The 12,796-nt window shown below is 58.5% G+C and carries 10 protein-coding genes and 3 pseudogenes; 10 read left to right on the forward strand and 3 right to left on the reverse strand.

The genetic code is table 11. The features are described 5' to 3' along the window. Window positions 1-345: 345 nt before the first annotated feature. Both D3878_RS18085 and D3878_RS18090 read left to right on the forward strand, forming a co-directional pair. Entirely contained in the window at window positions 346-1,344 is a 999-nt protein-coding gene (locus tag D3878_RS18085; protein ID WP_158592311.1) for a Bug family tripartite tricarboxylate transporter substrate binding protein, read from the forward strand. A 192-nt stretch (window positions 1,345-1,536) separates the two neighbouring features. Next, window positions 1,537-2,409 (forward strand): aldo/keto reductase, encoded by an 873-nt coding sequence (locus tag D3878_RS18090; protein ID WP_119786757.1) that lies wholly within the window; start codon window positions 1,537-1,539, stop codon window positions 2,407-2,409. A gap of 264 nt (window positions 2,410-2,673) precedes the next feature. On the opposite strand, the gene D3878_RS18095 is transcribed toward D3878_RS18090, so the two are convergent. Continuing rightward, on the reverse strand, window positions 2,674-3,771 hold the full coding sequence (locus tag D3878_RS18095; protein ID WP_233556382.1) for a Bug family tripartite tricarboxylate transporter substrate binding protein: 1,098 nt from the start codon (window positions 3,769-3,771) through the stop codon (window positions 2,674-2,676). A 115-nt stretch (window positions 3,772-3,886) separates the two neighbouring features. Here D3878_RS18095 and D3878_RS24140 point away from each other — a divergent pair, with 115 nt between their 5' ends. The 8 genes and pseudogenes from D3878_RS24140 (at window position 3,887) to D3878_RS18140 (ending at window position 11,012) form a co-directional block, all read left to right on the forward strand. After that, window positions 3,887-4,102, forward strand: coding sequence for a hypothetical protein (locus D3878_RS24140; protein ID WP_199688204.1), 216 nt, complete (start codon window positions 3,887-3,889; stop codon window positions 4,100-4,102). Between the two features lie 419 nt (window positions 4,103-4,521). Beyond that, window positions 4,522-4,659, forward strand: a pseudogene (locus D3878_RS24840) (IS701 family transposase); the annotation flags it as partial. A 171-nt stretch (window positions 4,660-4,830) separates the two neighbouring features. Beyond that, window positions 4,831-5,823 carry an amidohydrolase family protein gene (locus D3878_RS18115; protein ID WP_119786760.1) on the forward strand — a complete coding sequence of 331 codons (993 nt, stop codon included), beginning with the start codon at window positions 4,831-4,833 and terminating at the stop codon, window positions 5,821-5,823. 292 nt (window positions 5,824-6,115) lie between these two features. Beyond that, complete coding sequence (locus D3878_RS18120) at window positions 6,116-6,622, forward strand: MaoC family dehydratase (protein WP_119786761.1); 507 nt, start codon at window positions 6,116-6,118, stop codon at window positions 6,620-6,622. 154 nt (window positions 6,623-6,776) lie between these two features. Beyond that, entirely contained in the window at window positions 6,777-7,703 is a 927-nt protein-coding gene (gene kce, locus D3878_RS18125; protein ID WP_119786762.1) for a 3,5-dioxohexanoate:acetyl-CoA acetone transferase, read from the forward strand. Window positions 7,704-7,861: 158 nt separating this feature from the next. Then, a pseudogene (locus tag D3878_RS18130) lies at window positions 7,862-9,027 on the forward strand (acetyl-CoA acetyltransferase). An 8-nt stretch (window positions 9,028-9,035) separates the two neighbouring features. Next, the gene (locus tag D3878_RS18135) at window positions 9,036-10,178 is read left to right on the forward strand and encodes a Gfo/Idh/MocA family protein (protein ID WP_119786763.1); all 1,143 of its coding nucleotides are present in this window, start codon (window positions 9,036-9,038) and stop codon (window positions 10,176-10,178) included. Between the two features lie 93 nt (window positions 10,179-10,271). After that, window positions 10,272-11,012, forward strand: a complete 741-nt coding sequence (locus D3878_RS18140) for an SDR family NAD(P)-dependent oxidoreductase (protein WP_119786764.1) — start codon at window positions 10,272-10,274, stop codon at window positions 11,010-11,012. A 243-nt stretch (window positions 11,013-11,255) separates the two neighbouring features. Here the strand turns inward: D3878_RS18140 and D3878_RS24415 are convergent. Next, window positions 11,256-11,558 (reverse strand): annotated as a pseudogene (locus D3878_RS24415) (transposase); the annotation flags it as partial. A 5-nt stretch (window positions 11,559-11,563) separates the two neighbouring features. Further along, window positions 11,564-12,616 (reverse strand): amidohydrolase family protein, encoded by a 1,053-nt coding sequence (locus D3878_RS18150; protein WP_119786766.1) that lies wholly within the window; start codon window positions 12,614-12,616, stop codon window positions 11,564-11,566. Window positions 12,617-12,796: the final 180 nt, after the last annotated feature.

Below are 12,796 nucleotides of genomic sequence, written 5' to 3' on the forward strand. Positions count from 1 at the left end.
CATTTCCGGAACCCGAATTATCGCGCCGCCACGTGAAGATCTGTATTTGAAAAACACGTACGCGGACTCTTGAAAAACGACATGGACATTTGGTGCAGGTGCTTTCTACACTTAACAAAAAATTAATTCTTGGGCCTCAGGTCCGGACACAAGCAGGAGACAGCGTGAACACGAATAATCTGGATTGCACAGTGGCGGCCCTGCCTGTTGCTCCGAAGGCCAATCTGCAAGCGGCATCGATATGCATGCGAAGTTGCGGAATCTGGCGACAAGGAGAAGCTGTTCGCATCCAGAGCGAGCCTGCATCCGATGGATTCAACAAACGTTCAACCAAGGAGACAACGCATGACCACCTTTAATATCACCCGCCGCATGCTCATGGGCGCAAATGCCTTGCTTGTCGCCGCCGCGGCAGCCTTGCTTCCTGCTGGCGCGAGCGCTCAGGCGACCTGGCCTGGCCGTCCCATCAAGCTGATCGACGCCTTCCCGCCGGGAGGCAGCAGCGACGTGATCGCGCGTGCGATCAGCAACAAGCTGTCCGCCCGGCTTGGCCAGCCGGTCGTTGTCGAAAACAAGAGTGGCGCGGGCGGGGCGCTGGGCACCGATGCGGTCGCCAAGGCAACCCCCGATGGCTACACCCTGCTTGTGGTGACGACGGCGATGGCAACCAACGCATCGACCGGCAAGAAGCTTCCATTCAATTTTGCAAAGGACCTGGTGCCGATCGGCCAGATTGCGACTTCGCCCCTGGTGATCGTGGTGCCTGCGCAATCCCAGGCAAAGACGCTGCGAGAACTGGTTGATCTGGCGCGCGCCAAGCCCAATGGCATCAGCTACGGCTCCAGCGGCGTGGGCTCCATGAGCCACATCGGCATGGAGATGCTGGCTATGGAAACGAAGGCGCAACTTCTGCATGTGCCCTATAAGGGTATTCCCCTGGCGTACCCTGACCTCGTGTCCGGACGACTGCAGGCGATGCTGGGCTCTGTCGTCACGCTATCGCCACTGCTGGAGAGTGGCAAGCTACGCCTCCTGGCAGTCGCCGGTCCGCAGCGGATGACGTCCGCGCCGAACCTTCCCACCACAGCCGAAGCCGGCTTCCCCGGGTTCCAGATCGAATTCTGGTGGGGCCTGATGGGTCCGGCAGGCATGCCGCCCGAGGTGGTCAGGCGGATTAACGAAGAGCTCAACACGATCCTTGCTGAACCTGACATGCGCGAGATGCTGACGCGTCTGGCCGCGATTCCAAAATCCGGCACGCCCGATGACTTCGGTCGGCTGATTTCGTTAGAGCTGTCACGCTGGAGCAAGCTGATCAAGGAGGCCAACATCAAAGTCGAGTGAGTTGCACTTCATTGCGCTGTAATCGCTCATTGCATGGTGAGGGCCATTACGCCGGAGGAACGATTCGCATGCAGATTGGCGGCTACTGGCGCGACGCAGTGGCTCGCCAGGAGTCAGTGCATATCGAAGGATCCCTGTGCCAAAAGGGTGTTGTTATCAAGGAGGATTGACTAACTATGGAGAATACGAATCATGCAAAAACGAAAACTCGGACGAACTGGCCTTGAAGTCTCGCCAATCGCGATTGGCGGCGCTGCATTTGCCTATGTGCACCGCACGCAGGGCTGGGATCCGATGACGGATGACGGCCGAAAAGTGGTCCATGCAACGCTCAATGCCGCCCTGGACCGTGGCATCAACTACATCGATACCTCACCGGTTTATGGCAACGGCTACAGCGAGACGCTTATCGGCGAGGTGATGAAAACGCGCCGCAAGGATTGTGTGCTGGCCAGCAAGGTCTGGTACGAACTGGACCATAAGGGCGTCATCGACAGCGTCCACGAAAGTCTGAAGCGGTTTCAGACCGATCACATCGATATCATGCAGATACATGGCCGGATGTACACGGCAGCGGAGGTGGAGCACATCCTCAAGGGTGGTCCGCTCGATGCCCTGCTCGAACTGCGTGAGGCGGGCAAGATCGGCCACATCGGCATCACGGCCGAAGAGCCCTGGACGGTGATCCCGTTCCTGGCCCACGAGGCCATCGAGGTTTACCAGGTGGCCTACAACTTCATCTACCAGGGGGCGGCCCGGCATTTCCTGATCGAAGCGGCCAAGGTGAATGCAGGTGTGGTGTCGATGCGCACGATGACCTCTGGCATTCTCCAGCGAGAGGCGAGCCACCTTGCGCCGGAATGGCAGGCCGCGCGCGACCTGTATGAAGTCTCCCTGAAGTTTGTCCATGCGGATTCCCGCGTGCACTCCGGCATCGTCGGCATGCGCTGGCCTGAAGAGGTGGAGCAGAACGTGCGGTTGTTGGAGGGATGGCAGCCGCCGGTCGACTTCGCCACGATGCCACGATTGACTATCGAAGTCTACAAGACGGACGACGCAATGTAGCGAGAGCACAGACGCTCCCACCCGAGCGTGGAGTGGGGGCGATACTGGCGACGCAAGACAATTCGCGAGAGTACAACGCCACGCCTTCCTCCTGATTTGAATATTTTGACCGCAGAAGTGCGCGGTCTAACCAGGCCAGCCCTGCCTTTCGAAACGGCACGGCGCTTCGACCATGCCGTCAGTGGCCACGGTGGCCTTCCTGAGAGCCAGCGGGTCAAGGACGGACGGGCCGCGCCTGCCGCGCGGCGCGTCCGCAAGCCCAGTTCACTCCATTTTAATGTTGCGTTCCTTCGCGATGCGGCCCCAGCGCGCGCTGTCGTTGGCCACCATCGCAGCGAAATCAGCCGGTGAGCCGCGCCCCGCCTCGATCCCCATGGCCTGGAAGCGAACGACCATGTTCGGCGATTGCAGCATCTTGTTAACTTTTTCGTTGATGCGCTGGGTGAGCTCGGGGGGCATCCCGCGCGGCCCGTACAGGCCGAACCAGGACTGCACCGAGAACCCCGGCACGCCCGATTCGGCGATCGTCGGGATGTCCGGGGCGATCGCCGATCGGTGCGCTCCGCTGACCGCCAGCGCGCCCGCCATACCTGACTTCACTTTCGGCAGGGCTGACGGGATGGCCTCCAACGCCATGTGCACGGCACCGCTCATGAGATCTTGGAGCGCTGCTCCCGTTCCCTTGTAGGGAACGTGGGTGAAGGATACGCCGGTCTGGGCCGCTAAGAGTTCGAAGCTCAAGTGGCCAAACGAGCCGACGCCGCTGCTGACGTAATTGAGATACCCAGGCTTCTCGCGCGCCAGCGCGAGCAGTTCCTTTACATTCTTGACGGGAAGCGTCGGCGACACGACCAGCAAATTATTGGCCTCCGTCAAGAATGCGATTGGTGTGAAGTCCTTGACAGCGTTGTACGGAAGCTTGGTCGACACGTGCGGTGCGATCGCGTGCGTGCTGGTAGTGGCGATGAGAAGTGTGTAGCCGTCCGCCGGGGCACGGGCGACCTCGTTCGAGCCTATCGCGCCGACTGCGCCCGACTTGTTATCGATTACGAACGGCTGGCCCGTCGTCTCCGACAAGGCCTGCCCGACCATCCGCGCAAGGAGGTCGGTCGCACTGCCGGCGGCGATGGGCACAACGATGCGCACGGGTTTGCTCGGCCAGTCCTGGGCTTGCGCAAGTCCGGACGCGGTCAAGGCGAGCACGGGCAGCCATCGGATGGCTACGGGCACGCGTTGACCGAAAAGTCGCTTATCGCGTGGCGCCGCGTACCGCTTTTCACGAGACAGCGACCGGTGCTGCAGCTGAGGCCGCATGGCAAGCGCTTCGCCCATTTTGCAAAGAACGAGAGATACGACATTCATGGTTGATCCACGAGGCGTTGTTTTTAAGAAGTTCACATTGTCTCCTGACGAAAAAGATATTTGAATTATTAGAGGAATATGTTGCGCTTGACAGAGTCGAGGCTGCGTCATCGATATGATACTGGTCGCCCATGCGATCGAAGGTGCGTGCGCGGCCGATTGCGCCCTGCCGGACCGCATGCCAAAGCTCAAGCGGTTCGACACCCGCCTTGACGCCCAGGCTGAAGACCTCAGCGATCACCATGATGATGCTTTCATTTCCCATTTCACCGAGTTGAAAGAATTCACCGAGTTGAAAGAATTGCGCTTCTTTTCCTTACTCTGCACGTAATCGGCGCCCATTAGCTCGCTCATGATTTGCCGCCCGATCTCTTTAGTACTCATCTCTGTCTCCTTTTTAAGATTCGTAAAGTTCAACTAGGGTTTGCTGCTGGTATGCGTTAATTAACCAAACTAATAGATATCAAGCTCTTAGCCACCATGGGGCAATGGAACCCGTTGTTCAGGGGCAGTTCACGTTTTGGCATACCGATGACGTAGAGCTCGGATTCAAGCAGCTTCAGCGGTGCCGAGGACTTAATCATCTATCATGTTGCTTGCCTTATTGATAAGGTATAGGCAGCCCAGTCGAAATGTCCATGTCGTTTTACGGGAGCCCGTGTCTTCATTTCCGGAACCAGACTTATCGCTGGTTTGTTGAATCCGGCGGCATCAGAGATGTATGCGGAGGGCGGCAAGAGGAATGCCGCTATGACTGCCCGTCGTCCTTGCCCGCCGGCATTGGGGCCGCTCGAAGACTACGCCGCGCACGTCGATGCCATGTTTCACTCGCTGGCCCAGCGCTCTGCTCTTCGCACCTACCTGGCCGATTTTCCGGCGCTGCGCGAATGCGCCAATGTCATAAATTGCGAGATCGTGTTGTCCGCATCTGTTGATCGTGCTTCCGTCCGGACGCAATTACGATATATAATTTAAAAATGGACGGACCATATATCGGAGGGGCAGCGTCCGACAACGCTGTCGCGCGGTCCGCATCGTCAGGAAAAGGAGGAGAAATTGATGTCTAAAAGTACTGCCGCGCCCATGCGCGAAAACATCGTCATGCCGGATCTGCCAATCGTGGATGCGCATATTCACCTGTGGGACAGGATCGGATTCGACTACTTCGCCCCGGAATTCCTGGTCGATGTTGCGGACGGCCATAATGTCACGGCCAGCATCTACGTCGAATGCAACATGCGTTATTCCGACGACCCGCGGCCCGACTTTCAGCCGATCGGTGAGACGGAGTTTGTGCTGGAGCAGGCAAAGCTGGCCGAAGGCTCAGGTCACGACCTCGCCTGTGGCATTTTAGGGGCCGTGAACCTGCCGCTTGGCGCGGATGTGGAGCCGATCATTGATGCCCAGATCGCGGCCGGCCAAGGACGGTTCCGCGGTGTGCGCTTTCGTGTGGCCTTCGATACCGACCCGGTGGCGGGCTACAACGAAATTGGCTATCCGTCCGGAAGTGTTCTCGACAATCCCGCATTTCTTGATGCGGCACGATGTCTGGCTCGCAAGGGGCTCGTACTTGACCTATGGGCGTTCCATACGCAGCTGGACGACGTGCTGCGGTTCGCTGAAAAGGTTCCCGAGCTGACGATCGTACTCGATCACGTCGGTGGCCCCCTGGGCGTCGGACGTTATGCGTCGATGCGCAAGGAAGTTTTCGGGCACTGGTCTCGAGGAATCGGGTCCTTGGCTACAGCGCCGAACGTGAATGTGAAGCTCAGCGGGCTCGGGATTTCCAGGTTGGGGTTCAATTTCGCAGGGGGCGGTCAAGCGCAATCGTCCGACGAGCTCGTCGCTGCGTGGAAGCCGTATGTACGCACCTGCGTCGAGGCATTTGGGCCCGAGCGTAGCATCTTCGGAAGCAACTTCCCGGTGGACCGTGCGGCGGCGTCGTATCGGACATTGCTCAACGGCTTCAAGAAGATGCTGGCCGATATCGGTGACGTGGAATTGCGGGCAGTATTTGCCGAAAACGCACGGCGGGTCTACCGTCTCCCTTAACTCGGAGCAGGCTCAGCTTGGAGAAGTGACGAAAGCATCGGGCTGCCCAGTCAGGTCGTCTTTGCCGGAGATCGCCGACACGTTGGGTAATCGCCGGCGATTCTGCGCTCGCATACGCAATGCACGCTGCTCCGATGATACGCATATTCATCGTGCCAGCAGAGTCAAAACTAAGACACTATTTTTGGTCGGACCTTTATTGCGCCCCCGGACTTTTTTGTGTAATATCTGCTCACGGGAGAAGAATACAGTGCGTTCACAACGGTACCCGATTCATATTAAGGAGTGATACATGGCTGGGCTTTACTACGACGAGTTTAAGTTTGGGCAGATTTTTCAGCACAGTGTGCGCCGCACCATCACTGAAGCGGATAACGTCTGGTTCTCGACGACTACCTGCAATCCGGCGGCGATTCACATTGACGAAGATTACTGTCGCAACCATACCGAATTCGGCCAGCGAATCGTCAACAGTGCCTTTACGCTCGGACTGATGGTGGGGCTGAGCGTGGGTGATACCACTTTGGGAACGACTGTCGGCAATCTCGGCTTTGAAGAGTGTCGTTTCCCCCGGCCCGTCTTCCATGGTGACACGATTCGGTCCGAGACCGAGGTGATTGATAAGCGGGAAAGCAAGTCTCGGCCGAACCAGGGTATTGTGACCTTCATGCATCGCGCGTTCAATCAAAAAGGCGAACTGGTCGCCCAGTGCAAGCGTCCGGCTCTGATGATGCGAAAGCCTGAGGCGAGTGGCTCAGGCGGCCCCGGCAGCGTTTTGTCGGCTTGCCTACCGATCTGATCGGTAGGCACAGCGGGTGGCGACACTGTTCGCCTCATTAAATGGTCGGACCATATAATTGGCGAATTGAGGCTGCGCGTAATGACAGCTTCAGCTCACCGGCGGTTGCGGCTTCAGATGGTCAATGATCTACCAAGCACGAAGGAGATGTTCCATGGCTCGAAAAGTTATTATCACATGCGCCGTTACCGGTGCAATCCATACACCGACGATGTCGCCGCACCTGCCGATCACGCCGGAGGAGATCGCAGATGCTGCGGTCGGCGCGGCGGAAGCCGGAGCGGCTATCGTTCACCTGCATGCCCGTAACCCGTTAACCGGCCAGCCGGACCAGACACCCGAAGCTTTTGAGGGCTTCCTTCCTCTCATCAAGCAGCGTAGTAACGTGGTCATCAACCTGACCAGCGGTGGTTCGCCTTGGCTGCCGGTTGAAGACCGTGTTCGCCCCGCGGCGAAGTTCAAGCCAGAGGTCGCGTCGATGAACCTCGGCACGATGAACCTCGGCCTCTATCCGATGCTCGACCGCTACAAGAAATGGAAGTTCGACTGGGAGCCGGAGGCGCTCGAAAACTCACGCAAGCTGTTCTTTAAGAACACCTTTGCTGATATTGAGTATGCACTGACCACGCTGGGTGAATGCGGCACACGCTTCGAGTTCGAGTGCTACGATACCGCGCATTTGTACACGCTGAGGCATTTCCTCGACCGCAGTTTGGTCAAGCCACCACTGTTCATTCAGACCGTATTCGGTTTGCTGGGCGGCATCGGGGCCCATCCCGACGACGTTTATCATATGAAGCGCACGGCCGATCGTTTGTTCGGGTCGGACTATACATGGTCGGTTCTAGGCGCCGGGAAAAACCAGATGACTGTGGCAGCGATCGCTGCGGCGATGGGTGGCAATGTGCGTGTCGGTCTTGAGGACTCGCTGTGGGCGGGGCCGGGCAAACTCGCCGCGACGAACGCCGAACAAGTCCGCATCGTGCGCAAGATCATCGAGGGGCTGGGGCTTGAAGTCGCGACCCCGGACGAAGCGCGCGAGATTCTGGCGCTCAAGGGCGGGGACAAGGTCGACTTTTGATGCCCTCCGCCGGCAGCGGCTGAGTGGTAGCGGGAATTACCTTGACGTGTTCCCGCTCCTGCGCCGGCGGCTGCCGCAACATCTCCGGCGGACAACCGGATTTGAAAGGATAGAACGATGAGCGTCAGCATTACAACCGAACTTGAAAGGATAAAACGATGAGCGTCAGCATTGTCGGATGGGCACACACGCCGTTCGGGAAGCATGATACCGAAACTGTCGAGAGCCTGATCGTGCGTGTCGTACGCGAAGCACTTGAACACGCGGGCCTCTCCGCGAAAGAGGTGGACGAGGTGTATCTGGGTCATTTCAACGCGGGCTTTTCGCGGCAGAACTTTACCGCGTCGCTGGTCTTCCAAGCCGATGATGGTTTCCGCTTCAAGCCGGCGACACGGGTCGAGAACGCTTGTGCGACGGGCTCGGCCGCTGTCCACCAAGGCATCAAGTCGATCGAGTCGGGGCGCGCCCGTACAGTGCTCGTGGTTGGCGTGGAGCAGATGAGCACGACGCCCGCCGAAGAGATCGGCCTGAACCTGTTGAAGGCCTCGTATCTCCCCGAGGACGGTGATACACCAATGGGTTTTGCCGGCGTATTCGGAAAGATCGCGGATCGCTATTTTCAGCGGCACGGCGATCAGTCCGATGCGCTCGCCATGATCGCCGCAAAGAACCATCGCAACGGCGTCGGCAATCCCTATGCGCAAATGCGCAAGGATCTCGGCTACGAGTTCTGCCGTACTGAAAGCCCGAAAAATCCGTTAGTTGCGGGGCCGTTGAAACGGACCGACTGCTCTCTGGTATCCGACGGCGCAGCGGCGATCATTCTGATGGAATCCGACGCCGCGAAAGACATGCCACGCGCCGTCGCGTTTCGCGCAGCTGCGCACGTGCAGGATTTTCTGCCAATGTCGAAGCGCGATATCGTCCGCTTCGACGGTTGTTCGGAGGCTTGGCGACAGGCTCTCTCCACTGCAGGTTTGCAGCTCGACGATCTTTCTTTCGTTGAGACCCACGATTGCTTCACGGTCGCCGAACTGATCGAATATGAGGCCATGGGGCTGACACCCGCTGGAAAAGGGGCAATCGCGATCAAGGAAGGCTGGACGCAGCCGGATGGCCGCCTTCCTGTTAACCCCTCGGGGGGCTGAAGGCCAAAGGTCATCCGATCGGAGCGACCGGCGTCTCGATGCATGTGTTGACCGCCATGCAGCTTTGTGGCGAGGCCGGGCAGATCCAGGTGAGGGACGCGGTCCTTGGCGGCATTTTCAACATGGGCGGCGCCGCGGTCGCAAATTACGTCAGTATTCTCGAACGACATAAGTAGGAATCCACATGACAAAGAAAATCCGCATTGGCATTGTCGGGCTTCAGCCCGAACTTAGTTGGGCCGCACGCGCGCATTTACCGGCGCTGCAGTCACTGTCGGATATTTACGAAATCGTCGGTGTTGCGAATACGAGCCAAGCGAGCGCTAATGCCGCCGCGCGGGCCTGCGGCATTCCGATTGCATTCGAAAATATCGCGGCGATGGCCGCGTCCCCCGATATTGATGTGATAGCGGTTACGGTCCGAGTGCCATTCCATCTGGAACTGGTGCGCGCCGCCGTCACCGGGGGCAAACATATCTATTGCGAATGGCCAATCGGAAACGGCCTCACGGAAGCCGTGGAAATGGCGGACATGGTCCGCAAGGCCGGAGTGCTGGGTGTTTCCGGAACACAGGCCCGCGTAGCGTCTGAAGTTCTCTATCTGCGCCAACTCATTGCCGATGGCTATGTCGGCAAGGTGCTTTCCTCGACGATCACTGCGTGGGGCCGAAGCTGGGGCGCCGAGCATGATGATGTGCAGAGCCGTGGTTATCTGCTCGAACGCAAGAATGGCGCGAACATGCTGACTATTCCGATGGGGCACACGCTGGCAGCCGTTCGCGAAGTGTTGGGAGATTTTTCCGAGATCGCCACGATCGTCGACAACCGCCGGGGAGTCATTCGCGTGCCCGAAACCGGCGAGATGGTGCCCTTCGACGCGCCGGATCAGGTCGTTGTCTGTGGACGGATCGGCGACGGTGCGCCGATTTCGATGCACTATCGGGGTGGCATGCCGCGCGGCAAGGTCGGACTCGTGTGGGAAATCAACGGAACCGAAGGCGATCTGCGCGTAACCGGCCTACACGGCGGTTCGCAGCAGGTGAAGCTGTCACTGGAAGGCGGCCGCGGGGATGACCGGACAGCGATGGAGCCGATCACGCTGCCCGAAAGCTATACCACCGGCAATTGGCCGGACAACGTGAACCCTGGCAACGTCGCCCGGCTTTACGCGCGGATGGCGCACGACCTGCGCAACGGCACCCGGACGGCCCCGACCTTCGATGATGGGGTGGAGTTACACCGCGTGATCGACGCAATCGAGAGAGCTTCGGAAACCGGGAAATGGGTCCGCGTGAATGCACCCAATCGCCCGCTGCCGACGCCGTAGAGTTACAGCGAGCAATGTTTCAAGTGGTGGCGCCTTGCGGGGAGGCTGCTGCAATCTTCGTGCACTGCGCGACCCAATAATTAGGGAGAGGCCATGTTTGATTTCTCGGGCAAGACGGCGTTGATAACTGGCGCGGCCAGCGGTATTGGCAAGGCGACAGCGGAATATTTCTTTGGTTGTGGCGCGAATGTGGTTCTCGCCGATATCAACGAGGGCGCGGCACGCGTCGTCGCAGAAGCGCTCGATCCGTCCGGTGAGCGCGTCTCCGCGTTCAGATACGACGCGGGCGCTTCGGTCAGCGCTGCGGAGGTAGTTGCCCATGCGGTCGAACGGCACAGCGGGATTGATCACCTCGTTTCCTGTGCCGGTATTTATGATCAGCAGATCACGGCGGAGATGACCGACGAAGCTTGGCGGCGCACCATCGCCATCAACCTCGACGGAGTATTTTTCCTGGTGCGCAGCGCGATCCCGGTGTTGCGGGACAACGGGGCGATCGTGACGCTGGCCTCAGTGGCGGCGCATGTTGGCGGGACGGGAGGTCATGCTCATTATGGGGCGTCGAAGGGGGGCGTGCTCGCCCTCACGCGAGGTCTTGCGAAAGACCTCGCGCCACGCATCAGGGTGAACTGCGTCTCGCCCGGTCTGATTGAAACCCCAATGACGGGTGGGTTGATCGGCCGAATGGGCGAAGACATCCTTAAGCAGATCCTCTTGCGGCGCTACGGCAAACCGTCCGAGATTGCCAGCGTGATCGCTTTTCTCTGCAGCGACGCCGCGAGCTTCGTGACCGGAGAAACGATTATCGTATCGGGCGGCGCTTATATGGGCTAAGTTCTCGGGCAGCGTTGTAGCCAAATGAGATGGGGAACCGCTTCGACGATCCCCTGCGCCACCCGATTTCGTCGCTTTCCTCGTGGCAGGCCTGCCAGCGGAGTGATTCACGGGTAGTCGCCGTCGCGATCTGCGAATGCTTCTCCTGACCATGCGGTAGATGCTCAGGATTAATGCAGTGGCGAGCGTTGGACATACCCACCTGCTGGCGAAGCTGGTCGAATGCCTGAACCGAACCGGGTGGATCGAACGCTTGTGCCCGCACCGCACCACCAGCGACTGGAGCTTCGACTTGAAAACGGAATGGGTGTGGCCGGCGGCATGGGCGAACTTGCACACCAGACGCCGCACACAGGTATTGCCTTTACACACCCGGCCGGATTTGCGTGTGCGGGCCGATTCCTTTTTGCCAGGGCGGACGCTCCACTAGGGCGCCAGGCGGTCGACACCGCCGAAAGCCGCCGTGCCAGCGCCGATTTCCACAAGCAGCGTGGCCGCGCCGCACAAATGGCCCCCGGGCACGGTTTGCAGTAACGTCAACGCATTGGACGTTATATGCGATAGATACGTCGCGCATTATCTGAAAATACGGCTCTCTGATCTCTGTCAGAGAGATCAGAGAGCATCTTTTTGTATGCATTTAATAGTATGGGATAAGACCCAACTACTTTGTCTACCGGGTAGTTGCTTCCGAAGATGCAGCGCTCAGGGCCGAACGTTTCCACACATATCTTCACATAGCGAGATGAGGCTGCAACGATATCATCGGACGTCGCATTTCGTCCATCGACCCCGAGCCCGAATCCCAATCGTGTTACGCCCACCCCACTGAGTTTGATATGCACGTTGGGATGTTCGGCGATCGCTCGAAGTCCAGCTGACCATTCCTTGAACACCTCATCCCGCATGCTGGCGTAGCGCCCCACACCGAGAGGCCCGCCCAAGTGATTCAAAACGATGTTGAGTTCAGGGCAGTGGGCTGCCCCCCGACATAGATCACGCAATTGCGTATGGAATCCCCAGGTCTCGAGAATCAGTCCGAGATCTTGCAGCCATTGCGTTCCCTCCAGAAAGGCTGCCTGTGTAACAATGTTCTCTGATGGGAAGCCGGCGCGTTTTCCGTAACCTGCAACCGGATCGGAATCCCAGGCTATCCGCGCGCGGATGCCTCGGAATCGCTCTTTTCCAGCCTGCAAGTGCGATTCAAGTATCGGCCTCACCGCTTCTCCAAGCAGCAGATTAGCGCTTCCAACAATGCCGGATGCGAAATCGTGGGTCGCACCGCGCGCCAACTTTAGCTGCCGCATAACGTATTCGGTTTCCCCAACCGGGCGATAGTGGGCATTAGCGTTGTCAGAGTAACCCATGTCGCATTCGACATAGATGCTCGCCTCAACCTTGTGGCCCGCGCTCACGTCGCGAAGATATTCAGGCGCAAAATAGTCAAAGCCTGTCATGTTCCAAACATGGAAATGTGCATCGACTACCGGCAGATCCGGTCGAACTATCTGTTCGGCTTCGACCGCCACGGAATCGGCAGAAGTCGTCGTGTGAAATTTCAAGGTCTTTTCCCCCGGTGAATTCGCTTCCATATCGAAATCCATTTGTCTTGCAAAATAACGGTGACTGGATTTGCCGAGCGTACGATAAATTTCTGATAACCCAATCGTCCATTTACCTGTCCTATCGGCAGGTATATTGTCGGAGGATTGGCATCCGCACGAAACGCGACTTTGCAGGGCTGAAAGCGCGACGATCGGGTTGTCAGATATTTATCGTACGCG

The organism is Noviherbaspirillum sedimenti (genome assembly GCF_003590835.1).
Classification (GTDB): Bacteria; Pseudomonadota; Gammaproteobacteria; order Burkholderiales; family Burkholderiaceae_D; genus Paucimonas; species Paucimonas sedimenti.

Excerpts from the sequence above, each read along its gene's own strand:
- D3878_RS18115 (WP_119786760.1), top strand. The coding sequence starts at position 4,831 with ATGTCTAAAAGTACTGCCGCGCCCATGCGCGAAAACATCGTCATGCCG.
- D3878_RS18120 (WP_119786761.1), top strand. The coding sequence starts at position 6,116 with ATGGCTGGGCTTTACTACGACGAGTTTAAGTTTGGGCAGATTTTTCAG.
- kce (WP_119786762.1), top strand. The coding sequence starts at position 6,777 with ATGGCTCGAAAAGTTATTATCACATGCGCCGTTACCGGTGCAATCCAT.
- D3878_RS18150 (WP_119786766.1), bottom strand. The coding sequence starts at position 12,616 with ATGGATTTCGATATGGAAGCGAATTCACCGGGGGAAAAGACCTTGAAA.
- D3878_RS18135 (WP_119786763.1), top strand. The coding sequence starts at position 9,036 with ATGACAAAGAAAATCCGCATTGGCATTGTCGGGCTTCAGCCCGAACTT.
- D3878_RS18085 (WP_158592311.1), top strand. The coding sequence starts at position 346 with ATGACCACCTTTAATATCACCCGCCGCATGCTCATGGGCGCAAATGCC.
- D3878_RS18095 (WP_233556382.1), bottom strand. The coding sequence starts at position 3,771 with ATGAATGTCGTATCTCTCGTTCTTTGCAAAATGGGCGAAGCGCTTGCC.
- D3878_RS18090 (WP_119786757.1), top strand. The coding sequence starts at position 1,537 with ATGCAAAAACGAAAACTCGGACGAACTGGCCTTGAAGTCTCGCCAATC.
- D3878_RS18140 (WP_119786764.1), top strand. The coding sequence starts at position 10,272 with ATGTTTGATTTCTCGGGCAAGACGGCGTTGATAACTGGCGCGGCCAGC.
- D3878_RS24140 (WP_199688204.1), top strand. The coding sequence starts at position 3,887 with ATGATACTGGTCGCCCATGCGATCGAAGGTGCGTGCGCGGCCGATTGC.